19 protein-coding genes and 1 pseudogene are annotated in these 25,376 nt (G+C 62.6%); 14 read left to right on the top strand and 6 right to left on the bottom strand.

Annotated elements, in window-relative coordinates:
* Window positions 1-8 precede the first annotated feature (8 nt).
* On the top strand, window positions 9-1,121 hold the full coding sequence (locus GWK50_RS09460; protein ID WP_162016277.1) for a saccharopine dehydrogenase C-terminal domain-containing protein: 1,113 nt from the start codon (window positions 9-11) through the stop codon (window positions 1,119-1,121).
* 1 nt (window position 1,122) lies between these two features.
* Here the strand turns inward: GWK50_RS09460 and GWK50_RS09455 are convergent, their stop codons facing one another.
* The 3 genes from GWK50_RS09455 to GWK50_RS09445 all read right to left on the bottom strand — a co-directional run bounded on the left by GWK50_RS09455 (window position 1,123) and on the right by GWK50_RS09445 (window position 4,514).
* Window positions 1,123-1,821, bottom strand: coding sequence for a DUF3334 family protein (locus tag GWK50_RS09455; RefSeq protein WP_162016276.1), 699 nt, complete (start codon window positions 1,819-1,821; stop codon window positions 1,123-1,125).
* Window positions 1,822-1,935: 114 nt separating this feature from the next.
* Window positions 1,936-3,774, bottom strand: coding sequence for a long-chain fatty acid--CoA ligase (locus GWK50_RS09450; RefSeq protein WP_162016275.1), 1,839 nt, complete (start codon window positions 3,772-3,774; stop codon window positions 1,936-1,938).
* Between the two features lie 104 nt (window positions 3,775-3,878).
* Window positions 3,879-4,514, bottom strand: coding sequence for a GntR family transcriptional regulator (locus tag GWK50_RS09445; protein WP_162016274.1), 636 nt, complete (start codon window positions 4,512-4,514; stop codon window positions 3,879-3,881).
* 126 nt (window positions 4,515-4,640) lie between these two features.
* Here GWK50_RS09445 and scpA point away from each other — a divergent pair, with 126 nt between their 5' ends.
* From scpA to GWK50_RS09420, 5 genes are all read left to right on the top strand, one after another.
* A complete protein-coding gene (gene scpA / locus GWK50_RS09440) occupies window positions 4,641-6,809 on the top strand; it encodes a methylmalonyl-CoA mutase (RefSeq protein WP_162016273.1) in 2,169 nt (722 codons plus the stop codon).
* The gene (gene meaB / locus GWK50_RS09435; RefSeq protein WP_162016272.1) at window positions 6,806-7,843 is read left to right on the top strand and encodes a methylmalonyl Co-A mutase-associated GTPase MeaB; all 1,038 of its coding nucleotides are present in this window, start codon (window positions 6,806-6,808) and stop codon (window positions 7,841-7,843) included. The genes scpA and meaB overlap by 4 nt, the downstream gene beginning before the upstream one ends.
* A gap of 35 nt (window positions 7,844-7,878) precedes the next feature.
* Window positions 7,879-9,411 carry an acyl-CoA carboxylase subunit beta gene (locus tag GWK50_RS09430; RefSeq protein ID WP_162016271.1) on the top strand — a complete coding sequence of 511 codons (1,533 nt, stop codon included), beginning with the start codon at window positions 7,879-7,881 and terminating at the stop codon, window positions 9,409-9,411.
* Window positions 9,412-9,438: 27 nt separating this feature from the next.
* A complete protein-coding gene (locus tag GWK50_RS09425; protein WP_162016270.1) occupies window positions 9,439-11,487 on the top strand; it encodes an acetyl/propionyl/methylcrotonyl-CoA carboxylase subunit alpha in 2,049 nt (682 codons plus the stop codon).
* A 108-nt stretch (window positions 11,488-11,595) separates the two neighbouring features.
* Complete coding sequence (locus tag GWK50_RS09420; protein ID WP_162016269.1) at window positions 11,596-12,066, top strand: VOC family protein; 471 nt, start codon at window positions 11,596-11,598, stop codon at window positions 12,064-12,066.
* A 5-nt stretch (window positions 12,067-12,071) separates the two neighbouring features.
* On the opposite strand, the gene GWK50_RS09415 is transcribed toward GWK50_RS09420, so the two are convergent.
* Window positions 12,072-12,956: a universal stress protein gene (locus GWK50_RS09415; RefSeq protein WP_162016268.1), complete on the bottom strand. Its 885-nt coding sequence runs from the start codon at window positions 12,954-12,956 to the stop codon at window positions 12,072-12,074.
* A 122-nt stretch (window positions 12,957-13,078) separates the two neighbouring features.
* Here GWK50_RS09415 and GWK50_RS09410 point away from each other — a divergent pair, with 122 nt between their 5' ends.
* Window positions 13,079-15,820 (top strand): cation-transporting P-type ATPase, encoded by a 2,742-nt coding sequence (locus GWK50_RS09410; RefSeq protein ID WP_162016267.1) that lies wholly within the window; start codon window positions 13,079-13,081, stop codon window positions 15,818-15,820.
* Window positions 15,821-16,103: 283 nt separating this feature from the next.
* Window positions 16,104-16,277 (top strand): annotated as a pseudogene (locus GWK50_RS09405) (biotin synthase BioB); the annotation flags it as partial.
* A 138-nt stretch (window positions 16,278-16,415) separates the two neighbouring features.
* Here the strand turns inward: GWK50_RS09405 and GWK50_RS09400 are convergent.
* The gene (locus GWK50_RS09400; RefSeq protein WP_277950295.1) at window positions 16,416-16,826 is read right to left on the bottom strand and encodes a helix-turn-helix domain-containing protein; all 411 of its coding nucleotides are present in this window, start codon (window positions 16,824-16,826) and stop codon (window positions 16,416-16,418) included.
* 211 nt (window positions 16,827-17,037) lie between these two features.
* Between GWK50_RS09400 and GWK50_RS09395 the strand changes: the two genes are divergently transcribed.
* Window positions 17,038-17,454, top strand: a complete 417-nt coding sequence (locus GWK50_RS09395; RefSeq protein ID WP_162016265.1) for a hypothetical protein — start codon at window positions 17,038-17,040, stop codon at window positions 17,452-17,454.
* Between the two features lie 5 nt (window positions 17,455-17,459).
* On the opposite strand, the gene GWK50_RS09390 is transcribed toward GWK50_RS09395, so the two are convergent.
* Window positions 17,460-17,759, bottom strand: coding sequence for a helix-turn-helix transcriptional regulator (locus tag GWK50_RS09390; RefSeq protein WP_162016264.1), 300 nt, complete (start codon window positions 17,757-17,759; stop codon window positions 17,460-17,462).
* A gap of 512 nt (window positions 17,760-18,271) precedes the next feature.
* On the opposite strand from GWK50_RS09390, the gene GWK50_RS09385 reads away from it, so the two are divergent.
* The 5 genes from GWK50_RS09385 (at window position 18,272) to GWK50_RS09365 (ending at window position 25,359) form a co-directional block, all read left to right on the top strand.
* Window positions 18,272-18,610, top strand: coding sequence for a DUF4148 domain-containing protein (locus tag GWK50_RS09385; protein WP_162016263.1), 339 nt, complete (start codon window positions 18,272-18,274; stop codon window positions 18,608-18,610).
* Window positions 18,611-18,684: 74 nt separating this feature from the next.
* A complete protein-coding gene (locus GWK50_RS09380; RefSeq protein ID WP_162016262.1) occupies window positions 18,685-19,044 on the top strand; it encodes a hypothetical protein in 360 nt (119 codons plus the stop codon).
* 151 nt (window positions 19,045-19,195) lie between these two features.
* The gene (locus GWK50_RS09375) at window positions 19,196-20,536 is read left to right on the top strand and encodes a TolC family protein (RefSeq protein ID WP_162016261.1); all 1,341 of its coding nucleotides are present in this window, start codon (window positions 19,196-19,198) and stop codon (window positions 20,534-20,536) included.
* Between the two features lie 26 nt (window positions 20,537-20,562).
* Window positions 20,563-22,158, top strand: a complete 1,596-nt coding sequence (locus tag GWK50_RS09370) for an efflux RND transporter periplasmic adaptor subunit (RefSeq protein WP_162016260.1) — start codon at window positions 20,563-20,565, stop codon at window positions 22,156-22,158.
* Between the two features lie 15 nt (window positions 22,159-22,173).
* Window positions 22,174-25,359: a CusA/CzcA family heavy metal efflux RND transporter gene (locus GWK50_RS09365; protein WP_162016259.1), complete on the top strand. Its 3,186-nt coding sequence runs from the start codon at window positions 22,174-22,176 to the stop codon at window positions 25,357-25,359.
* Window positions 25,360-25,376 lie beyond the last annotated feature (17 nt).

Below are 25,376 nucleotides of genomic sequence, written 5' to 3'. Positions count from 1 at the left end.
GACACACCATGACCACCCCCCGCCGTTCCATCACCATCCTGGGCGCAGGCCATATCGGCTTTGCCATGGCCCTGCTGCTGTCGCGCAGCGGCGACTACGAGGTACTGGTCGCCGATCGCGATCCGCTGCGCTTGCACGCTGTGGCGGCGCTGGGCGTAGCCACCTGCACCACGGGCGACGATGCCGAACTGCAGCGCGCCATCGAAGGGCGCTTTGCCGTGCTCAACGCATTGCCATTCCACTGCGCCGTGGGTGTGGCCACCCTGTGCGCGCGCGCCGGGGTGCATTACTTTGACCTGACCGAGGATGTGCCCAGCACCCAGGCCATTCGCGCCCTGGCCCAAGGTGCACGCAGCGTGCTGATGCCGCAGTGCGGCCTGGCGCCGGGCTTCATCGGCATTGTGGGCAATGACCTGGCGCGCCGTTTCGACGAGCTGCACAGCCTGCGCATGCGCGTGGGCGCGCTGCCACGCTACCCCCAGGGTGCGCTGCGCTACAACCTGACGTGGAGCACCGAGGGTCTGATCAACGAATACTGCAACCCTTGCGAGGCGATTGTGGACGGCGCGAAGACCACGGTGGCCGCGCTCGACGGGCTGGAAACCTTTGCGCTGGACGGCGTGGAGTACGAGGCCTTCAACACCTCGGGCGGCCTGGGCACGCTGACCGAAACCCTGGCGGGCCGTGCGCGCCAGGTGGACTACAAGTCCATTCGCTACCCAGGGCATTGCGCCATCCTGAAGCTCCTGCTCAACGACCTGCGCCTGCGCGAGCGGCGCGATCTGCTGAAAGAGATTTTCGAGGCCGCCATTCCCACCACCGAGCAGGACGTGATCGTGGTGTTTGCCAGCAGCACCGGAGTGCAGGGTGGCCGCCTGGTGCAGGAATCGCATTCCTCGCGCATTCTGGGCTGCGAGGTCGATGGGCACCGCCTCAGCGCGATCCAGCGCACCACGGCTGCGGGCATTTGCGCCGCACTGGATCTGGTGGCCCAGGGCAAGCTGCCGCAGCAGGGCTTTGTGGGGCAGGAACAGGTGGCGCTGACCGATTTTCTGGCCAACCGTTTTGGCAGCGTGTACGCCACGCAGCCCGAAACCTGCGCAGAGGCCTGCGCGGTGTGAGCTACATGCCCAGTGACCTGAGCAGGTCGTCCGTGTCGCTGGGCGCTGCTGGTGAAGCAGGCGCGGCAGGCGCGGCTTGGGCACCCAATTCGTGCGCCTGCGCAATCAGGGCATCGGGATCGGGCGCTTCCTGGGGGGCAAAGTCGTAGAGCTTGATGAACTCGGTGCGGTCAATCGCCATTTCCAGGTAGAAAAGGTGGTTGGACGCGGTGTAGAACGTCACACGCCGGGCTTCGGGCTGGTCCAGGTTGGCATCCACGCTCAGCAACACCTGCTTGTTCAGCGCCATCATCTTGGGCTGGCTTTGGGTGATGTGGGTTTGCAGCTCGCGGTGCACCTTGCTGGTGAAGTCGCCCAGGACCTGGTTCATCAGTTCGCCCATGACGTTGCCCACCTCGTCGGCGGTGAACGAGCCCGCCAGGTCTTCACGCGCCATGCCCATGTGCAGCATGTACTTGGAATACAGCTCCATGGCTGCCTGGGCCGAGAAGTTGATGATGACCAAACCCGAGAACCCGCCGTCGAACAGCACAAAGCAGCCGATGTCCGGCTTGAGGCAGGTGCGCGTGATGCGCTGCACCATGCCGGAGTAGTGGATTTCGCTCTGCGTGGCCTTGTTGAGCACCCGGGTGACCGAGTTGCACAGGCTGGTGAGAATGTCTTCGATGCCGTACACGACGGGGTTTTCTGCGGTTTTCATGCTGCTGCGTTGGATGGCTGACCTGTCCGTAGCATAGGGCAGGTACAGCCATCCGGCCAGATGTTTCCGATTGTTTTCAGGCCCGCAGCGTGCTGCACGCAACGCAACAGGCTGTCAACGTGCCCCTGGGCGTTGGTACATGGCCTCGATGGCGGCGGCATGGCGCGCCAAGAGGTTGGCGCGCTTGAGCTTGAGGGTGGGGGTCATCATGCCGTTCTCGATGCTCCAGGGCTCGGTGACCAGGTGCACCGCTCGGGGCACGGCATAGCGCGCAAAACCGGCTGTTTGGCGGGCAATGCGTGCCAATGCCTCCTGCAGTACGGCAGGGTGGGCCAGGCTGGCGGCATCCTTCGGGTCCAGCCCCAGGCCCCGCGCCACACGCTGCCACTCTTCAGGGTGGACGACCGCCACGCAGGCAATGAAGGGCAGGTTCTCGCCCACCACAAAGGCCTGTTCAAACAGCGGGTCGGAGGTCACGGCCAGTTCCAGGTCGGCCGGGGGCACTTTCTCGCCGGTAGAGGTGACGATGATTTCCTTGATGCGGCCGCGGATGTAGATGCGCCCATCCACAATCTCGGCCTGATCGCCCGTGCCCAGCCAGCCCTCGGGCGAGAGGATGCGGGCCGTGTCCTCGGGCCGTTTCCAGTAGCCTTGCATCACGATGGGGCCGCGCACCTGCAGCTCGCGGTTGTCGCCAATGCGCACCTCGATGCCCGGCAGCGCCCGACCCACGCTGGCCGGGTGGTTGTCGTCCAGCCCATTGACGGCCACCACGGGCGCCGTTTCGGTCATGCCGTAACCCTGCAACACGGGCAGGCCCAGGCCCAGAAAACAGCGCGCAATGCTGGCCGACAGCGGCGCGCCGCCACTGATGGCCACGCGCACACGCCCGCCGAACTGTTCCAGCAGCGGCCTGGCCACCAGACGCTGCAAGAGCGGCCAGGGCAGGGCGGCCCACAGGCCTGCGGCCCGGGCGTCATCGGCGCCAGGGGTAGGGAGCCCTTGGGCAGCACAAAAGCGCCGCCAGCCGACGGCCACGGCGGCCTCGAACAACTGGGTGCGCAGGCGCGAGGGGGCCAGCGACTCCAGCACTTTGGCGTGCACCCGCTCGTAAATGCGCGGCACCGACACCAGCACCGTGGGGCGCACCGTGCGCAGATCTTCGGACAACTGCGCCACCGAGCGCGCGTAGGCCACGCAGCAACCTGCCGCCATGGGCAGGTAGTAGCCCGCCGTGCGCTCGAAGGTGTGCGACAGCGGCAGAAACGACAGAAACACATCGTCCACCGTGGGGGTCACGCGCTGCAGCACCGCCTTGACGTCGGCCATGACGTTGCCGTGCGTCAGCATCACCCCCTTGGGTTTGCCGGTGGTGCCCGAGGTATAGACGATGGCAGCCAGGTCGTCAGCCTGCGGGGGCATGATCTGGTGCTGGCGGGTGGCGCCTTGCGCCAGCCAGTCGGCAAGCGTCCAGCGCGGTACCGGGGCCTGCAGGTCGCTGGACTGTGTGGGCTGGGTGACGAGCACGCAGCGCAATTGGGGCAGATCGGTGCCCACGGCACGGATGCGCTCCCACTGCTCCTCGCGCTCCAGCACCAGCACCGAAGCCTCGCAGTCCGACAGGATGTAGGCAATGCTGCCGGGGTTGTCGATGGCGTGCAGCGGCACTGGCACATGGCCGCAGGCCAGCGTGGCCTGGTCGATGCTCATGGCGTCCAGCCCATTGGGCTGCAGGATGGCAACGCGCGCGCCGGGGGGCAGTGCCATGGCGGCCAGCGCCTGGCTCCACTGCTGCACGCGCTGCGCGGCCTGGGCCCAGCTCAGGGTCTGCCAACTCTGAAGTGAAGGATCAAAAGCCTGGTAGGCCGGAGCGTTCGGGGTGCGGGCGGCGCGATAGGCCAGCAACTCGGGCAGTGTCTGCACCGCTGCGAGGTCTTGGGGAAGGGTGGTCATGGGGCGAAGGGGCGGGGCGAACAGGTGCACCGCAATTCAGGGTAAACCCTGAAACTATAGCGCCTCAGCCGCCATGGCCCAGCCTCGGAAGGCCTTTCGACGCGCTAGGTGGCCGCTTCCAGCCCTTGGTGGAAGTGATCCTGCATGGCCTGGCGTGTGGCCTGGGCGTCGTGCGTGCACAAGGCCTGCATCAGCCGGCGGTGCTCCTGCAGCGAATCCTCAATGCGCCCCTGCTTGAGCAAGGAGTTGTGGCGGTTGAGCTTCATGACCTTGCGCAGGTCGGCCACCATCTGGCTGCGCCAGCGGTTGTCGGCCAGTTCCAGCAGGCGCATGTGGAAGCGCTCGTTGATGGCAAAGAACCGATCGCGCTCACCTGCGGCGGCTTCCAGTTCTTCATGCAGGGCTTGCAGGGATTGGAGGTCTGCCGTATTGCCCTTGGCTGCCACCACGGCGGCGGCGTCACTCTCCAGCAAGCTGAGCAGGTGGTACACGTCGCGCAGGTCTTTTTCCGACATCTCCGTGACGTAGGCCCCTCGGCGCACCTTCATGGTGACCAGGCCCTCGGCGGCCAGCACCTTGAGGGCTTCGCGCAGTGGGGTGCGGCTGATGCCCAGCTCCTCGGCAATTTTCAGCTCGTCAATCCAGCTGCCGGGCTCCAGCTCGCGCCGAAAGATGCGTTGGCGCAGCAGTTCGGCCACATCTTCATATAGGGCGCGGGGGGTGAGGGTGACGGCAGACATGGGTGCGATTGTAAGCTGCAAACAATATTTTGAATGAATAATTATGAATGATGTAAACTCGTCGTTACACAGGGAATCCCCTGAAGCCCTGACACAGAGCAACGCAACCGCCGGAGAATGCCCGCCATGAGTGAATCCAAACCCACCACCGCGCCCAGTTTTGCGACCGCCTCACTGGCCGACTGGGCCAAGGCAGCCGCCAAGTCGGCACCAGGCGGCGATATCCAGGCGTTGAATTGGGTGACGCCCGACGGCATCACGGTGAAACCCCTCTACACCGCCGAAGATACGGCCAGCCTGCCGCACGCCAACACGCTGCCGGGCTTTGAGCCCTACCTGCGCGGCCCGCAGGCCACCATGTACGCGGTGCGCCCCTGGACCATCCGCCAGTACGCGGGCTTCTCTACCGCCGAGGAATCCAACGCCTTCTACCGCAAGGCGCTGGCTGCGGGCGGGCAGGGCGTTTCGGTGGCCTTCGACCTGGCCACGCACCGCGGCTACGACAGCGACCACCCCCGCGTGACCGGCGACGTGGGCAAGGCCGGCGTGGCCATCGACTCGGTCGAGGACATGAAAATCCTGTTCGACCAGATCCCGCTGGACAAGGTCAGCGTCTCCATGACCATGAACGGCGCCGTGCTGCCCGTGCTGGCCGGCTACGTGGTGGCGGCGGAAGAGCAGGGCGTGAGCCAGGACAAGCTCTCGGGAACCATTCAGAACGATATTCTGAAAGAGTTCATGGTGCGCAACACCTACATCTACCCGCCCAAGCCGTCGATGAAGATCATCGGCGACATCATCGAGTACACGGCCAAGAACATGCCGAAGTTCAACTCGATCTCGATTTCGGGCTACCACATGCAGGAGGCTGGCGCCAATCAGGCGCTGGAGCTGGCCTTCACCCTGGCCGACGGCAAGGAGTATGTGAAGACCGCCATCGCCAAAGGCATGGACGTGGACGAGTTCGCCGGGCGCCTCTCCTTCTTCTGGGCCATCGGCATGAACTTCTACCTCGAAGTGGCCAAGATGCGTGCCGCGCGCCTCTTGTGGTGCCGCATCATGAAGGGCTTCAACGCCAAGAACCCCAAGAGCCTGATGCTGCGCACGCACTGCCAGACCTCGGGCTGGAGCCTGACCGAGCAGGACCCGTACAACAACGTGGTGCGCACCACCATCGAGGCCATGGCGGCCGTGTTTGGCGGCACGCAGAGCCTGCACACCAACGCGCTCGATGAAGCCATCGCGCTGCCCACCGAGTTCTCGGCCCGCATTGCGCGCAATACGCAGCTCATCATCCAGGAAGAGACCCACATCACCAACGTGATCGACCCCTGGGCGGGCTCCTACATGATGGAAAAGCTCACCCAGGACATGGCCGACGCCGCCTGGACGATCATCGAAGAGGTCGAGGCCATGGGTGGCATGACCCAGGCCGTGGACAGCGGCTGGGCCAAGCTCAAGATCGAGGCGGCCGCAGCGCAGAAGCAGGCGCGCATCGACTCGGGCAAGGACGTGATCGTGGGCGTCAACAAATACAAGCTGGCCAAGGAAGACCCGGTCGATATCCTCCAGATCGACAACATGAAGGTGCGTGACGGCCAGATCGCCCGCCTGCAGCAGATCCGCGCCACGCGCGATACCGCCAAGGTGCAGGCCGCGCTGGATGCGCTCACGGCGGCGGCCGAATCGGGCCAGGGCAACCTGCTGGATCTGTCGATCCAGGCCGTGCGTCTGCGCGCCACGGTGGGCGAGGTGTCCGATGCGCTGGAAAAGGTCTATGGGCGCCACCGCGCCGAAACGCAAAAGGTGACTGGTGTGTACGCTGCTGCCTACGATTCCGCCGAGGGCTGGGACAAGCTCAAGGCCGAGATCTCCGCTTTCGCCGAGCAAGAGGGCCGACGCCCGCGTGTGATGATTGCAAAATTGGGCCAGGACGGCCACGACCGTGGCGCCAAGGTGGTGTCCACCGCGTTTGCCGATCTGGGCTTTGACGTGGACATCGGCCCACTGTTCCAGACCCCCGAAGAATGCGCGCGCCAGGCCATCGAGAACGATGTGCACGCCGTGGGCGTTTCCACCCTGGCCGCAGGCCACAAGACGCTGGTGCCCGCCATCATCCAGGCGCTCAAGGACCAGGGCGCTGACGACATCGTGGTCTTTGTGGGCGGTGTGATCCCGGTGCAGGACTATGACCACCTGTACGAAGCGGGCGTCAAGGGCATCTACGGCCCCGGCACGCCGATTCCCGCCAGCGCCAAGGATGTGCTGGAGCAAATCCGCAAGGCCCGCGTGTGACGCCTGACGCCCTGTTTGATGGCATCGTCCGTGGCAGCGCCGCCGTGCAGCGCCGCGCCATGGCCAAGGCCATCACGCTGCTGGAATCGACCCGCGCCGACCACCGCGCGCAGGGTGACGCGCTGCTCACGCAGCTGCTGCCGCACACGGGCAAGGCGTTCCGGCTGGGCATCAGCGGCGTGCCGGGCGTGGGCAAATCGACTTTCATCGAGGCGCTGGGGCTGTACCTGATCGCCCAGGGCCTGCGCGTGGCGGTGCTGGCGGTGGATCCGTCCAGCAGCGTCTCGGGCGGCTCCATCCTGGGCGACAAGACGCGCATGGAGCACCTCTCGATGAACGAGAGCGCCTACATCCGCCCCAGCCCCAGCGGCGGCACGCTGGGCGGCGTGGCCGAAAAAACCCGCGAGTCCATGCTGGTGTGCGAAGCGGCAGGCTATGACGTGGTCATCGTCGAAACCGTGGGCGTGGGCCAGAGCGAAACCGCCGTGGCCAACATGACCGACATGTTCGTGCTGCTGCAGCTGCCCAATGCGGGCGACGATCTGCAGGCCATCAAGAAGGGCGTGATGGAAATCGCCGACCTGGTGGCCATCAACAAGGCCGACATCGACGCCAACGCCGCCATGCGTGCCCAGGCCCAGATCACCTCCAGCCTGCGCCTGCTGAGCCAGCACGGCAACCCCGAGCACGCCCACCATGACCAGACGCAGTGGCACCCCCAGGTGGTGCAGATCAGCGCGCTGCAAGGGCAGGGCATAGCCGCCTTCTGGGTTGCCGTGCAGCAGTACCGCGACCTGCAGACCGCCAACGGCCGCCTGGCCGCGCGCCGCGAAAAGCAGGCCTTGGCCTGGATGTGGGAGCGCATCGAGGCCGGGCTCAAGCACGCATTCCACCAGCACCCGCAGGTGCGCGCGCTGCTGCCCCGCATGCAGCAGGACGTGACGGCGGGGCGCATCGCACCCTCCACTGCGGCAAGAAATCTGCTTGCAGCGCAATACGGACAAGCGCAAGCAGCTATCAATTCAGTAGCATAAACAACACCACCCAAGTTCACTCAAAAGGACGAACCATGCAAGACATCCTGGACCAACTGGAGAAAAAGCGCGAGCTGGCCCGCCTTGGCGGCGGTCAAAAGCGCATCGACGCCCAGCACAAGAAAGGCAAGCTCACCGCGCGCGAGCGCATCGAGCTGCTGCTGGACGACGGCACGTTCGAGGAATGGGACATGTTCGTCGAGCACCGCTGCACCGACTTTGGCATGGAAGGCAACAAGATCCCTGGCGACGGCGTGGTGACGGGCTACGGCATGATCAACGGCCGCCTGGTGTTCGTGTTCAGCCAGGACTTCACCGTCTTCGGCGGCGCATTGTCTGAGGCGCATGCCGAGAAAATCTGCAAGATCATGGACCAGGCGATGAAGGTGGGCGCCCCCGTGATCGGCCTCAACGACTCGGGCGGCGCGCGCATCCAGGAAGGCGTGGCTTCGCTCGGTGGTTATGCCGACGTGTTCCAGAAGAACGTGATGGCCAGCGGCGTGATTCCGCAGATCAGCATGATCATGGGCCCCTGCGCGGGTGGCGCGGTCTATTCGCCCGCCATGACGGACTTCATCTTCATGGTCAAGGACAGCAGCTACATGTTCGTGACCGGCCCCGAAGTGGTCAAGACCGTGACGCACGAGGAAGTGACCGCCGAGGAACTGGGCGGCGCCGTGACGCACACCACCAAGAGCGGCGTGGCCGACATGGCCTTCGAGAACGACGTGGAGGCGCTGATGATGCTGCGCCGCCTGTACAACTACCTGCCGCTGAACAACCGCGAAAAGCCGCCCGTGCGCCCCAGCAACGACCCGGCCGACCGCGCAGACCGCAGCCTGGACACCCTGGTGCCCGACAACCCCAACAAGCCCTACGACATGAAGGAGCTGATCGTCAAGACGGTGGACGACGGCGACTTCTTCGAGCTGCAGCCCGAATACGCCAAGAACATCCTCATCGGCTTTGCCCGCATGGAAGGCCAGGTGGTGGGCATCGTGGCCAACCAGCCGCTGGTGCTGGCGGGCTGCCTGGACATCAAGAGCTCCATCAAGGCCGCGCGCTTTGTGCGCTTCTGCGATGCGTTCAACATCCCCGTGGTCACCTTTGTCGATGTGCCCGGCTTCATGCCCGGCACTTCTCAAGAATACGGCGGCATCATCAAGCACGGCGCCAAGCTGCTGTACGCCTATGCCGAGTGCACCGTGCCCAAGATCACCGTCATCACCCGCAAGGCCTACGGCGGCGCGTACGACGTGATGGCTTCCAAGCACCTGCGCGGCGACGTGAACTTTGCCTGGCCCAACGCCGAAATCGCCGTGATGGGTGCCAAGGGCGCGGTGGAAATCATCTTCCGCGAAGACAAGGGCGACCCCGAAAAGCTCGCCGCCAAGGAAGCCGAATACAAGGCCCGCTTCGCCAACCCCTTCGTGGCCGGTGCGCGTGGCTTCATCGACGATGTGATCCTGCCGCACGAGACGCGCAAGCGCATCTGCCGCTCGCTGGTCATGTTGCGCGACAAGAAGCTTGAGAACCCCTGGCGCAAGCACGGGAACATTCCGCTGTAAGAAGAACAAGAAACCAGGAGATCAAACATGTTCACCAAAATCCTGATCGCCAACCGTGGCGAAATTGCGTGCCGAGTGATTGCAACGGCCAAGAAGATGGGCATCCAAACCGTGGCCGTCTATTCCGACGCCGACAAGGAAGCCCGCCACGTCAAGCTGGCCGACGAGGCTGTGCGCATTGGCGCAGCGCCCTCGCGCGAGTCCTACCTGCTGGCCGACAAGATCATCGAGGCCTGCAAGCAGACCGGCGCGCAGGCCGTGCACCCCGGCTACGGCTTCCTGAGCGAGAACGAGGCCTTTGCCAAGCGCTGCGAGGACGAAGGCATTGCCTTCATCGGTCCCAAGGCGCATTCGATTGCCGCCATGGGCGACAAGATCGCGTCCAAGAAGCTGGCCAATGAGGCCAAGGTCAACACCATCCCCGGCTACAACGACGCCATTTCCGGCCCCGAGCAGGCGGTGGAGATTGCCAAGGGCATTGGCTACCCCGTGATGATCAAAGCCAGCGCGGGCGGCGGTGGCAAGGGCCTGCGCGTGGCTTTCAACGACAAGGAGGCGTTTGAAGGCTTTGCGTCGTGCCAGAACGAGGCTCGCAACAGCTTTGGCGACGACCGCGTGTTCATCGAAAAATACGTGCAGGAGCCGCGCCACATCGAGATCCAGGTGCTGGGCGACAGCTTTGGCAACGTGATCTATCTGAACGAGCGCGAATGCTCCATTCAGCGCCGCCACCAGAAGGTGATCGAAGAGGCTCCATCGCCCTTCATCAGCGATGCCACACGCAAGGCCATGGGCGAGCAAGCCGTGGCGCTGGCCAAGGCGGTGAAGTACCAGAGCGCGGGCACGGTGGAGTTCGTGGTCGGCAAGGACCAGGACTTCTACTTCCTCGAAATGAACACCCGCCTGCAGGTGGAGCACCCGGTGACGGAGTGCATCACCGGCCTGGACCTGGTGGAACTCATGATCCGCGTGGCGGCGGGCGAAAAGCTGCCGCTGACGCAGGCCGATGTGAAGCGCGACGGCTGGGCCATCGAGTGCCGCATCAACGCTGAAGATCCGTTCCGCAATTTTTTGCCCTCCACCGGCCGCCTGGTGCGCTTCCAGCCGCCCGAGGAGAGCATGTTCCAGTCCGACACCAGCAAGAAGCTGGGCGTGCGGGTGGACACGGGCGTGTACGAGGGCGGCGAGATCCCGATGTACTACGACTCGATGATCGCCAAGCTCATCGTGCACGGCACGGACCGCAACGACGCCATCGCCAAGATGCGTGCCGCGCTCAACGGCTTTGTCATCCGCGGCATCAGCAGCAACATCCCGTTCCAGGCCGCGCTGCTGGCACACCCCAAGTTTGTGTCGGGGCACTTCAACACCGGCTTCATTGCCGAGCACTACGGCAAGGGCTTTGCGGCCGAGGACGTGCCGCACGACGACCCGCAGTTCCTGGTGGCGCTGGCCGCCTTCATGCACCGCCGCTACCGTGCGCGTGCCTCGGGCATCAGCGGCCAGTTGGCCGGGCATGAGGTGCGGGTAGGCGAGCAGTTTGTCGTCGTCACCTTGGGGGCCGAGGGCAAGAACCAGCACCACGAGGTCACGGTGTCCGACTTTGAAGACAAATCGGGCTCCAGCGCTGTGCTGGTGGGCGGAAATAGCTATCAAATCAGTAGCACTGCAACGCTGGGCCAGATCCGTGTGCAGGGCAGTTGCAACGGCCAAGGCTTTACCGCCCAGGTCGAGCGCGGTGTAGGCAAGAACCCGCTGGCGCTGCGCATCGCACACAACGGCACGCAGGTCGAGGCCATGGTGTTCTCGCCCCTGGGGGCGCGGCTGCATCAGCTCATGCCCTTCAAGGCGCCGCCGGATCTGTCCAAGTTCCTGCTCTCGCCCATGCCCGGCCTGCTGGTCGATGTGGCGGTTCAGCCCGGCCAGAAGGTGCAGGCGGGCGAAAAGCTGGCCGTGATCGAGGCCATGAAGATGGAAAACATCCTCTTTGCCGCGCAGGACGGCGTGGTGGGCAAGATCGTCGCGGGCAAGGGCGAGTCGCTCGCGGTGGACCAGGTGATTCTGGAATTCCAGTGATCCAGCGCCATTCCGTGAAAAGGGGCCTCGCGCCCCTTTTTCATAGTGTTTTTAAGCTTTAGCGCCCGTATTTATTGCGCGAGCAGCTATCAAATCAGGAGTACATCAATGAGCAACGCAATCCGCCCCTTCAAAGTGCTGGGCATCCAGCAGGTCGCCATTGGCGGTACCGACAAGGGCCGCATGAAAAAGCTGTGGGTGGACATGCTGGGCCTGGAGCAGACCGGTACCTTCCAGAGCGAGCGCGAGAACGTTGACGAGGACATCCTGGCCATGGGGCGGGGCGCCTTCAAGGTCGAGGTGGACATCATGCAGCCGCTCGATATCGACAAAAAGCCCGCCGTGCACACCACGCCGCTCAACCACATCGGCCTGTGGATCGACGACCTGGCCGCGGCCATGGAGTGGCTCACGGCCCAGGGCGTGCGTTTTGCGCCCGGCGGCATCCGCAAGGGGGCTGCGGGCTATGACATCTGCTTTTTGCACCCCAAGAGCAACGAGGAGTTTCCCGTGGCCGGTGAGGGCGTGCTGATCGAACTGGTGCAGGCACCGCCCGAGGTGATCGCCGCGCTGGGCTGACCCGCCTACACGGACACCAGCACGTCGCACTGCGACTCGGCCAGCACGTGCTTGGTGACGCTGCCCAGCAGCAGGTCGGCCACGGGGCCTTCGCCGTGCTTGCCCATGACGATCAGGTCGCAGTCCTGGTCTTGCTCCTGCTCCACGGTGCGCAGGGCCGGGTCGCCGTACTGAACGATGCAGTGGCATTCCTCACTGGCCAGGCCCGCTTGCACACGCAGGGCCTCCAGTTTTTCGGTGGCCACCTGGCGCGCCACGGTGCGGTATTGGGTGAGGATGTCTTCCTCGACGCGGGCATAGCGCAGGTGGCCTTCAAACGGCACCTCGAAAGCGTGCAGCAGCACCAGCTCGGCACCAGGTGCGATGCGGCGCGCCAGTGCCAGCGTGCCCAGTGAGGCGTCAGAAAAATCCACGGGCACCAGCACGCGCCGGTAGCCTTCGTGCGGCGACTGCTTGACCACCAGCACCGGGCAGGGCGTGGTCCTGAGAATGCGCTGCGCCGTGGTGCCCAGCAGCAGGTGGCGCACCACACTTTCCCCCCGTGCACCGCAGACCAGCAGGTCCGCCTGCAGCTCCTTCACGATGCGCACCAGTTCGTTCGTCACTGCCCCGGTGCGGACATGGGTGTTCGCTGCCACGCCATGGCGTTGCCGCAGCAGGTCGGCCAGGGCCTGCACCTGGGCCTGGACAGCCTCCAGCACGCGCTGGGGCATGTCTTGCGCCTGACCGGGCAGCCACTGGCGCAGATGGTCCAGCGGCGATAGATCGGCCACATGCAGCAGGTCCAGCGCAGCCTGGGTCTGGCGGCTGAGCATGGCGCCGCGCTCCGCTGCGCGCCGGGCAGGGGCGGAAAGGTCGGTAGCAACCAGAATGCGTTGGAAGGCTGTCATCGCGGTCCTCGTTGGGGGTTGGGCCATACTGGCAGCGCAGGCTGAACCATTGCCCTGGCATTGTCTCCCATCAGTGGAGCACAGCTTGCCAAACCATCCCGCCTATCACCGTTGCATTGCCCATGACACCGCCCAACCGTTCGAGCAAGCACGCCAAGGTCCCTGCCAAACCACTCTGGCACACCTTGGGTACCGATCAGACCGAAGAAGCCCTGCGCACCGGCCCCCAGGGGCTGAGCGAGACCGAGGCCAGGGAGCGTTTGGCCACCCACGGCCCCAACCGCCTGGCGCCACCGCGCCAGCGTGGGCCGCTGCTGCGCTTTGTGCTCCAGTTCCACAACATCCTGCTGTACGTGATGCTGGGATCGGCGCTCATCACGGCGCTGCTGGGTCATTGGGTGGACACTGGGGTTCTGCTCATGGCGGTAGTGGTCAACGCATTCATTGGCTTTGTGCAGGAGGGCAAGGCCGAGTCGGCGCTCAACGCCATCCGGGCCATGCTCTCGCCCCACGCCATGGTGCTGCGCGACGGGGTTCAGCGTGAAATCGACGCCGCAGCGCTGGTGCCCGGCGACCTGGTGTTGCTGGCCTCCGGCGATCGGGTGCCCGCCGATCTGCGCCTGGTCACGCACAAGGAGTTGCGCGTGGACGAATCAGCGCTGACGGGAGAATCTCTGCCGGCCGAAAAAGACATTTCCACCGTGTCGCCCGATGCGCCGGTGGGTGACCGTCGGTGCATGGCCTATTCCGGCACGCTGGTGGTGTACGGCCAGGCCAAGGGCGTGGTCGTGGCCACGGGCATTGCCACCGAGTTGGGCAAGGTCAACCAGATGCTCGCGGGCATCCAGAGCCTGACCACACCGCTGCTGCGCCAGGTGGACCATTTTGGGCGCGTGCTGGCGGTGGTCATCCTCGGCATCTCGGCGCTGACCTTTGCCTTGGGTACCTGGCTGCGCGGGCACGATGCGTCCGAGATGTTCATGATGGTCGTCGCACTGGCCGCATCGGCCATCCCCGAGGGGCTGCCCGCAATCATGACCGTGACCCTGGCGCTGGGCGTGCAGCGCATGGCCAGGCGCCACGCCATCATCCGCCGCCTGCCTGCGGTGGAGGCCCTGGGTTCGGTCACCGTCATCTGCTCGGACAAGACCGGCACGCTCACGCGCAACGAGATGACTGTGCAACGCGTGGTCTGCGCCGGCCATGTGTTCGACGTGGGTGGCGTGGGGTATGCCCCGGTGGGTGATTGCAGCATTGACGGTCGCACCATCGACGTGGCCCGCTACCCCGCACTGGGCATGGCGGTGCGCGCCGGTGTGCTGTGCAACGATGCCCGCCTGAACGAGGACACAGGCGTCTGGAGCGTGGTGGGCGACCCGACCGAGGGGGCCTTGCTGGTGCTGGGTGGCAAGACGGGCTTCACCCAGGAGCAGGGCGCGCAGGCCTGGCCCCGGCGTGACTCCATCCCGTTCGAGTCGCAGCACCGCTTTATGGCCACGCTGCACCAGGACGGCGATGGCGACGCCTGGATTTTTGCCAAGGGCGCGCCCGAGCGGATTCTGGACATGTGTGGCTCGCAACTGGCACATGACGGCGAAAAGCCCCTGGACGTGGACCACTGGCGCCGCATGGCCACCGACACCGCCGCGCAGGGCCTGCGCCTGCTGGCCCTGGCGTGCAAGCGCGCCGACGCTGGCAAGGCGCAGTTGGACATGGCCGACATGGAGCATGGCTTCATGCTGCTGGCCCTGGTGGGCATCATCGACCCGCCGCGCGAAGAAGCCATGCAGGCCGTGCGCGAGTGCCACCACGCGGGCATCCGCGTGAAGATGATCACAGGCGACCATGCCGAAACCGCCCGCGCCATCGGTGCGCAACTGGGCATAGGTGCAGGCAAGCCCGCCATCACGGGCGCCGAGGTGGCGCTGATGGACGACGCCGCACTGCGCAGCGTGGCCATGGAGGTGGACGTTTTCGCCCGCGCCAGCCCTGAGCACAAGCTGCGCCTGGTGCAGGCCCTGCAGGAAAACCAGCAGGTGGTGGCCATGACCGGTGACGGTGTGAACGACGCCCCGGCCCTCAAGCGTGCAGATGTGGGCGTGGCCATGGGCAAGAAAGGCACCGAGGCGGCCAAGGAGGCGTCCGACATGGTGCTGGCCGACGACAACTTTGCCACCATTGCCGCAGCGGTGCGCGAGGGCAGGGCGGTGTACGACAACCTCAAGAAGTTCGTACTGTTCATGCTGCCTACCAACGGTGGTGAAGCGATGGTGGTCATTGCCGCCATCCTGTTTGAACTGACGCTGCCGCTCACGCCCGCGCAGGTGCTGTGGATCAACATGGTCACCTCCAGCACGCTGGGCCTGGCCCTGGCTTTCGAGCCTGCCGAGCGTGGCCTGATGTCGCGGGCGCCCCGGCCTCCCGGCGAGGCCTTGCTGTCGGGCTTTTTTGTCTGGCGGGTGCTGATGGTGTCGGCCCTGATGATGACGGGCGCGCTGGGCCTGTTCCTGTGGGAGCTGCAGGCAGGCAGCAGCATCGAGGTGGCACGCACCATGGCCGTCAACGCCGTGGTGGTGGCCGAAATGTTCTACCTCGTCAACAGCCGCTTCATCCTGGCCCCGGTGCTCAGCCGCCAGGGACTCACTGGCAACCGCATGGTGCTGTGGGCGCTGGCCGCCTGCATTCCGCTGCAATGGGCGTTCACGCACACACCGCTCATGCAAGAAATTTTTGGGTCGGCGGACCTGAGCGTGCTGGAATGGGCCAAGGTGCTGGGGGCCGGGTTGCTGGTGTTTATCGTGGCCGAGCTGGAGAAGTTTGTCATTCGCCGCAGCCCGATGGCGGGACGCCTGGTTCATGCCTGAAACATGCATTGGGGCACCAGATCGGCGCCAATGAATGCCGTTGCAGCAAACAGCGCCCTGTGGCTGCCAAAACGCCCTATCTGCACACAAAAATACGTTCAGATAGGGTGTTTTCTTGTGTCAAAAAAATGGCGCAATATGTGAGCCATGTAGCCGCAATACCCATGAATTTATGGGACAAAATCCTCCGCTGCGCTTGGCCATGATGAAAAGCATGGCGCAATTTGTTACCTGAACTGCCCTGGGCTGCACCAGGCAGGATCACGCACGTAGGAGGTATTGCATGACCCAGAACCTTGGCACCCAACCGGTGCAGTTGCATGTTCCAGTCCCACCAGCGCAGGCCGCTGTGCATCAGCGCTGGCCAGTGGCCGCTGTGCAGGCACTGCTCGATCGCCCCTTGCTCGATCTGGTGTTCGAAGCCCAATCTGTGCACCGCCAGCACTGGCCCGAGGGGTGATCTCACTTTTGGTGCAAATCACCCTGCCAAGAACCAAGGGTTAACCCTTGGATATTTTCGGAGCGACATTCCGGCGCATGAACCCTCTCGCAGGTGAAGTCCCGTCCTTAGTTTGTCGGCGAGTATGTGCGTCCGTTACCAGAGTCCCCGCTTATTCACCTGGGCAAGCAGAGTGGACAGTGCCCCCAGCGCTTCCGTTTCGCTGAGAAGCTCCCTGACCTTGGGGGGCATCGGAACCGGGTTGCCAGTCAACTCGTGCGTTCGCCGAAGTACCTGTTCCACCAAGCTGGTCCGAGGCACGAACATGTATTGCACCTCGCAATCCAAACCATGTGCCAGCCGGGTAAGGGTGTTGAGCGAAATAGTTCCATCCGCCTCACCTTGCTCCAACTTGCGCACTCCTTGTGCAGTCATACCCAGACGACCGCCAAGGGCCTTGGAACTCATGCCTAAAGCCAGTCGGACGGTCTTTGTCCAGCCACATCTGGGCGTAGCGTCATGCTGCAGTTTTGCGAACTCGCAAAACTGCCGATCAAGCTCGGCCAAGCGGGTGAGGTCTAGTCGGTTCTTCAAATGACGTCAGACGAATCAGAGAGGGCAACGGCTCGGTTGCCCATGCCAAGAGCTTTGGGCAACCTGAAGCTTTCCATTGGTGGGCTGGGAGACATAAGGCACGTAATCGCCTGCCATGTTCAGCTATCTTTGCACCCATGGCCAACGGGACCAACTGGTCTCATATTAACTTGGATGGCAAATCATGCTGCGTGTGGACAAAGCGACTCTCGGAAAATTCGGAGAGCCAGAACTGGCGGATCTGATCAACTCGCTGGGGTGGCGATCGGTTCTTCCCGATGCCTTGGATGACCAGCAGCTCCTGTTGGTGTCTGGTCAACTCCGGGATCTGCTGTCTGGTCAGGGATGGGATACCACGCAGGGGCCAGGAAGTGCGGCATTGCCCATGAGCTTGTTGTTACTGTGCAAGGCCGGCTTTACGCGCCAAGCCAAGGGCTTGGAAATTGAGATGGTGACCTTGCATGAAGCCATGACCCTGCTCAGCGTCACCGTGGATCGCGAGATCGTGAATCGGATGCTTGTGCGCCCGGATGACGCCATTGGTCCAGAGCTGATGCAAGGCCTCAAGGAGCTGGTTCTGCTGGCCAAGCGACGGCCATGAAAAGCCTAGTCGGCGTTCAGTTCCTCGAAGTCGGCTGTCACCGCCGTGAGGAGCTCATTGACCGAGGCTGTATCTAAGCCCGGGCAATACGCCGCCACGATGAGGGTCAGAGGATGTATCTGCAAGCCCGCTGCCAGGCTCTCAATGGTGCGAATGCTCGGCATTTGATGGCCTTGCTCGATGCGGCTCATGTGCCGCCGGCTGGTCGCCAAGAGCATGTCCTCCTGGGTCGCACCCCGGGCTGCGCGCAGCGTCTGCAGCGCACGTCCAAAGTCGGCTTGGGGCGGAACATTCTTTCGAGACATTGCCCCGATTTCCGCCCAGAGAGACCAAAAAGACCACGACCAACTAGTCTCATTTAGTTGTCGAAACAATAAACGGATTCGGTCAGGGGTCGAGGTACATACAGCTCAAGCTAGGTCCCCCATCTTCTGGACCCTGATGGGACGTTCGCACCTGGGCACGAATTATCGGGTTCTGGAAAATTCCCGATAAAAGACTTGGCGCGATTGATTTCAGAATGCCCTCGACACGGAACCGGAACGGTCCTTTCAGAGGTTTTCGTCGCCTGGCGCGGGATCACTCGACTGACTGGATCACATAGCCACAGATGGCCACTCACGGCCATTCATGATCAACAGTCAAGCTGCTCGCGTAGCCAGACGGAGTATTCAAGTGGACCGGGATACGCAGCAAATTACGAATTTGTCATTTGGCTGTTGGTGCAATGTCGCGGGCTGCTTTTTACAGTTCATTCCATGTCGCAAGGCATAGCCGAGGCAGGCCGCCAAAGGCTCACCGCAACTTAAGGAAAACCATGACCACTCGCAAAACCCTTCTTCTCTCACTGATCGCGCTGGTGATTGCCGCTCCTGGAATGGCTTCTGCCTCGTCCTTTTTCCATGATGTGGGGGGCGAGATAGGAGCGACCATGCATCCCGACCACATCAACAGTTCCTTGTCGCGTGCAGACGTCAATGGATCGGTACTCGAAGCCCGCAAAAACGGGACTCTGGCAATCCTCCAACGAGGTGGGGTTCTTCCTTCAAAGGCAGTCAGCCCCTCCAAGACCCGCGAGCAGGTTCAGCAGGAATACTTGACCATGTCTGCCGCTGAAAAACAGCGAGTGACGGAGTTGTACGGCGTAGGCAACTAGGTTTGTGCTTTATGGTTTGCAACTAGAGCCATGCCTCCCACGGAAGATTTGTGCCCACATGCTAGACTAACAAAATGCACCGCTTGTTGGCTGTATTGATGCTTGTTTTGCTACCGTTCCAGTTCAGCTGGGCTGCGGTAGCGAGCTATTGCATGCATGAGCGCGCCTCGGCCCAGGTGCAGCATGTGGGGCACCATGAGCACAAGCATGAGGCGTCCAGCTTGCCTGATAAAGACGGGCACGGTCTGCAGGCGTCAGATGCTTTTGATGTGGACTGCTGCCTTTGCCATGGCTTGGGTATTGGCGTGACCCATTTTTTCGTTTCCATGAAGGCCCCTACGGCCCCCGCCAGCGTGGTGATTCAGTCTGCCTTGCCTCTTTCGGGTATCGCACAAAGTCCGCCCGAACGCCCTCAGTGGCGCTCCCTCGCCTGATCGGCGGGGGCTTCTTATCTAGCTTCAGTCACTCATGCCCGCTCGCAAAGAGCAGGCTCGGTTGCGTTTGCCACCAATGATTGACCGGTAGCCTGGCCCTCCAGGCTCCGCCCCGCCGATTCCCTCGTGTTTGAAATCACTGGAGAATTGGATGTTCAAGGGTATCTACGATCAAACAAGGCCGGGCGCTTGGTGCGGCCCAGAGAAAACAGGCCGTGCGGCCTGTGCGGCCCTCGTGCTGCTGACCGCATGCAGTGGGGTATTTGCCCAAGCCACAGTACATATGCCCGGTACTGGCCAGACAGTCTCGCCACAAAACGCTGCCATAGCGCCTTCGGCATCACTATCGTTGTCCAAGGCAATTGCCTTGGCCTTGGAGGGTAACCCCGAGGTGGCAGCAGCCATGAGGCAGTACGAGGCGACTGAAGGACAGGTACTGCAGGGGCGGGCACGCCCCAACCCCGAATTGGCTTATTCGTTGGAAGACACTCGCTCTCAGACACGCACGCAGAGCTGGCAGATTAACCTGCCCATCGAACTGGGTGGTAAGCGGGCTGCACGAACGAAAGCCGCAGAGAAAGCCCGCGAACAAGCGCAGGCGGAACTCGCCGAGCTGAAGGCCACGGTACGAGCCAATGTCATCTCTGCCTACTTTGACGCACTGACGGCACAGGAACGGCTGAACCTTGCCAAGGACAGCGTTGCGCTTGCCCGGTCATCCACAGATACCGTTGGCAAGCGGGTCGCGGCAGGCAAAGTGTCCCCCGTCGAGGAAACCAAGGCCAAGGTGGCTGAAGCGGGCGTGAGGGTCGAACTGGCACAGGCCATGAGCGAGGAACGCAACGCCATGACCCGTTTGTCGGCTTTGCTCGGAAAGACCGAGATGGCATCCCCTTCACTGGATCGCAAGGCAGACGTTCTCCCAGTGCTTCCCAGTAGGGCAGATTTGCAATCGCTGGTCTCTTCGTCCCCTTCCATTGCGCGGGCCCGCTTGGAAGTGGATCGCCGACGCGCTTTGACCGAGGTGGAGCAAAGCAAAAGAGTGCCAGATGTCACGGTGAGCTTTGGCGTAAAGCGCGCCAGCGAGACACAGCGCAATGTTGCCCTCATCGGACTGTCGATACCGCTCCCTGTATTTGATCGAAACCAGGGCAATTTGCTCGAAGCTTTGAAGCTGGAGGACAAGGCCCGTGAAGATCTGCAGGCCGCCACAGTCCGTCTTCACAGCGAAGTAGCGCAGACCCAGGAGCGATTTGTCTCCATCGCAGCCGAGATCCAGTCGCTGGAGCAAGAGGTGCTTCCAGGCGCCAAGTCGGCCTATGACGCAGCTTCCATCGGCTTCGAGAACGGGAAGTTCAACTTTCTGGAGGTGTTGGATGCCCAGCGCACCTACTTCTCCGCCAAGTCCCAGTATCTCAAAGCAATCGCCGAGGCCCTCCGTGCAGGAGCCGAGATGGAGCGTCTGCTAGGCGGCCCCATCTCTTCCGACTAGAGCGTGATCCAGTACGAAGAAACATCATGAGCAACAGCAAAAACACTATCAGTAAAAAGCATCTCGCCACCATTGCCGTCATCATCGCCTTGGGTGTTGGCGCGGGAGCATTCATCCTGCAAGGCGGCAAGCCTAAGAGCGCGGGCGATGATGGCCATGGACACGGAGCACACACCGAGGCAAAGGCCCATGGCGACGGCGAGCATCACGGAAAAGGCGGAGGCGACGGTCACGGCCATGACAAGGACCATGCGGATGGCGAGCACCACGAGCAAACCGAGGCCAAGGGTACTCATGGCGGAAGCCTTTTCAAAGAAGGTGATTTCAGCCTGGAGGCCTTGCTTGTAGAAGACGGGGGCGAGCCTCGGCTGCGTGTGTGGCTGTCCGACAAGGATAAGCCGCTGTCCATGAGTGCCGCCACGGTGACCGCAACCATCACACGGCTGACGAACGAGATGCAGAAACTCACCTTCATCCCAGAGAAGGAAAGCTGGGTGAGCCGTGAGGTCGTCGCCGAACCTCACTCTTTCGAGATTGAGATCATCGCGCAGACGGCCACCGAGCCCTTCATGTTCGTCATGAGCAAGGAGGAAGGTAAGGTAGAGCTGACGGATGCTCAGATCAAAGCAGCTTCGATCAGCGTGGACACTGCGTCTCCAGCCAGCATCAACACGGCACTTCAATTGCCAGGCGAAATCCGACTCAATGAAGATCGCACCTCCCACGTGGTGCCGCGCTTGGGTGGGGTCGTTGAGAGTGTCAGCGCAAACCTAGGTCAGGTCGTCAAAAAGGGACAGGTTCTGGCCACGATTGCCAGTCCCACCGCCTCCGAGCAGCGCAGCGATATGCACACTGCGCAAAAGCGCTTGGCGCTGGCTAAGACCACCTATGAACGGGAAAAGAAGCTCTGGGAACAAAAGGTATCTGCAGAGCAGGACTATCTTCAGGCCAAGCAGGCCCTGAGCGAAGCGGAAGTCGCTGTCACCAATGCCCAGCAGAAACTGAGCGCACTCGGCCTGTCGGGATCGTCTGCGTCCGGGCTCAATCGACTGGAGCTGCGAGCACCCTTTGATGGCGTGGTCATCGAAAAGCACATCAGCCTCGGTGAAGCCGTCAAGGAAGACGCTGCGGTCTTCACCATCTCGGACCTCTCCAAGGTGTGGGCTGAGATCAATGTTCCAGCCAAGGACCTGCCACAGGTGCGAGTTGGTGAAAAGGTGACTATCAAGGCCACCGCATTTGATGCTTCCGCCACCGGTACGGTGGCCTTCGTCGGCACGCTCATCGGCGAGCAGACGCGCACCGCCAAAGCCCGTGTGGTCCTGGAGAACCCCAAGGGTGCATGGCGCCCCGGTCTGTTCGTGAATGTGGAAGTCGTGTCTGATGAGGCCTCCGTGCCTGTGACGATTTCCGCCGATGCAGTTCAAAGCGTTGGAGAAAAGCCCGTGGTATTCCTCAAGGTCAACGGTGGCTTCATCGCGCAGCCAGTGCGGCTGGGTCGGAGCGATGGAAAGCGGATCGAGGTTCTCCAGGGTCTCAAGGCCGGCATGCCCTACGCGGCCTCCGGCAGTTTTGTTGTGAAGTCAGAACTCGGCAAGGGTTCCGCCGAACACACGCACTGATGCTGGAGCTCCTACATGTTTGAAAAGCTGATTCGATTCTCGATCGAGCAACGATGGCTGGTGCTCCTTGCCGTGCTGGCCATGGCGGCGCTGGGCGTGCTCAACTATCAAAAACTGCCGATCGATGCCGTGCCGGACATCACGAATGTCCAGGTCCAGATCAATACGCAGGCGCCAGGCTACTCTCCGTTGGAGACAGAGCAACGGGTAACCTATCCCATCGAGACAGTCATGGCGGGCTTACCCAACCTGGAGCAGACCCGCTCCTTGTCGCGCTACGGTTTGTCGCAAGTGACGGTGATCTTCAAGGATGGCACCGACATCTACTTTGCCCGTCAACTTGTCAACGAACGCATCCAGGAGGCAAGGGACAAGCTTCCAGCGGGCATCACGCCAGCCATGGGGCCGATTTCTACGGGGCTGGGCGAAATCTACCTCTGGACGGTGGAGACCGAGGACGGCGCCAAGAAGCCCGATGGCACACCTTACACCGCCACCGATCTGCGCGAGATCCAGGACTGGATCATCAAGCCGCAATTGCGCAACGTGCCTGGAGTGACCGAAATCAACTCGATCGGAGGCTTTGCCAAGGAGTATCAGATTGCTCCGAGCCCTGAGCGTCTGGCTTCGCTGGGGGTGACGCTGCAGGACATCGTCACGGCCATCGATCGCAACAACGGCAACGTAGGTGCCGGGTATATTGAAAAGCGTGGCGAGCAGTACCTTATCCGCGCGCCTGGCCAAGTCAAGACGCTGGAGGATATTGGCAACGTCATTCTGAGCAGCGCCAACGGCGTGCCGGTGCGTGTCCGTGATGTCGCCGATGTGGGCCTGGGCCGCGAACTGCGTACCGGTGCTGCCACCGACAACGGCCGGGAGGTCGTATTGGGCACGGTGTTCATGCTGATCGGCCAGAACAGCCGCACCGTGTCACAAGCCGTGGACAAGCAAATGGTGGAGGTCAACCGCAGCCTGCCGGACGGCGTGCGCGCGGTCACAGTCTACGACCGCACGGTTTTGGTGGACAAGGCCATCAGCACGGTCAAGAAGAATCTTCTGGAGGGAGCGATCCTGGTGATCGTGATCCTGTTCTTGTTCCTGGGCAACATTCGGGCGGCAGTGATCACGGCCACGGTCATCCCCTTGTCGATGCTGTTCACCTTCACGGGCATGGTTTCCTACAAGGTCAGTGCCAACCTGATGAGCCTCGGGGCACTCGATTTCGGGATCATCATCGATGGAGCCGTGGTGATCGTCGAGAACTGTGTCCGTCGCCTAGCCCACGCCCAGGCACACTATGGCCGCCCGCTGACACGTGCTGAACGCTTCCATGAGGTGTTCCTGGCATCCAAGGAGTCGCGTCGCGCATTGCTGTTCGGGCAACTCATCATCATGGTGGTTTACTTGCCCATCTTTGCGCTCACGGGCGTCGAAGGCAAGATGTTCCATCCTATGGCGTTCACGGTGGTCGCAGCCCTGGTGGGGGCCATGATCTTGTCGGTGACCTTCATCCCTGCGGCCGTAGCCCTGTTCATCGGAAACAAGGTCAGCGAGAAAGAGAACTTTCTGCTGGGCCAGGCAAAGCGACTATATGCCCCGCTGCTTGATCGGGTGATGAACGCCAAGGCCGTGGTGCTGAGCGCAGCCGCTGTCGCCGTCATCTTGTGCGGCCTGATCGCCACGCGCATGGGCAGCGAGTTCGTCCCCAATCTGAACGAGGGGGACTTTGCGATCCAGGCGCTTCGGATTCCGGGCACCAGCTTGTCGCAATCCGTGGCGATGCAACGGCAGATCGAAACCACACTTAAGGCCAATTTCCCTGAGATCGAGCGGATCTTTGCACGGACAGGTACGGCGGAAATTGCTTCGGACCCCATGCCACCGAACATCTCTGACGGCTACATCATGCTCAAGCCCATGAGCGAATGGCCCGCGCCTCGTAAGACTCGGGATGAGTTGCTGGCAGCTATTCAGGGCGTGATCGGGAAGATTCCGGGCAACAACTACGAGTTTTCTCAGCCCATTCAGCTGCGCTTCAATGAGTTGATCTCGGGCGTGCGCAGTGATGTAGCGGTCAAGATCTTTGGCGACGACATGGACGTGCTAAACAAAACGGCTGAGGAGATTTCGGCCATGCTGCAAAAGATCCAGGGCGCCTCGGAGGTAAAAGTCGAGCAGACGACGGGATTGCCTATGCTCACTGTGAACATCGATCGGCAAAAGGCGGCGCGGTATGGACTGAATGTGGCGGATGTCCAGGATACAGTGGCCACGGCCATTGGTGGGCGGGAGGCTGGCACCTTGTTCGAGGGCGATCGTCGCTTCGACATCCTGGTCCGCCTTCCGGAGTCCCTGCGCAATGACCTGGAGGGAATGAAGCGTTTGCCCATCCCTCTGCCACGTTCTGCGGGTGGCACGGAAGCCAGGACGCACTTCATCCCCTTGGGCGAAGTTGCGAGCTTCGAACTGGCTCCAGGCCCGAACCAGGTGAGCCGCGAGAACGGAAAACGCCGCATTGTGGTGAGCGCCAACGTACGAGGACGCGATGTCGGCTCTTTTGTCTCGGATGCTGAGCAAGGACTGGCCCAGATCAAGATCCCCACCGGGTACTGGACCAGTTGGGGTGGTACGTTCGAGAACCTGCAGTCTGCAACCCAGCGTCTGCAGGTCGTCGTTCCCGCGTCTCTTCTGCTGGTTTTCGTGCTGCTGTTTGCCATGTTCGGCAATGTCAAAGATGGCCTGTTGGTCTTCACCGGCATTCCGTTTGCGCTGACTGGCGGCATCTTGGCGCTGTGGTTGCGTGACATTCCCATGTCCATCTCGGCAGCCGTCGGTTTCATTGCGCTTTCTGGTGTCGCGGTACTCAATGGGCTGGTGATGATCTCCTACATCCGCACCCTGCGGGAAGACGGTGTTTCTTTGGACACGGCCATTCGGGAAGGTGCCTTGACGCGCCTGCGCCCCGTGCTCATGACCGCGCTGGTGGCCTCTTTGGGCTTTATTCCAATGGCCATCGCCACAGGTACTGGTGCTGAAGTGCAGCGCCCTCTGGCCACGGTGGTGATTGGCGGGATTCTTTCTTCAACACTGCTCACCCTGCTGGTGTTGCCCATCCTCTATCGTTTGGCACACAAGCCGGACGAGCAAGCCGAGGATGTCTCCGCCGAGCCCTCTCACCCGAATGCGCCCTCATCGGTGTGAACGCCGCAGGTCCTGGC

Source organism: Acidovorax sp. 210-6, from assembly GCF_010020825.1.
Classification (GTDB): Bacteria; Pseudomonadota; Gammaproteobacteria; order Burkholderiales; family Burkholderiaceae_C; genus Simplicispira; species Simplicispira sedimenti.
The sequence above is the reverse complement of the archived record's forward strand: the minus strand, read 5'-3'. Positions and strand labels throughout refer to the sequence as shown.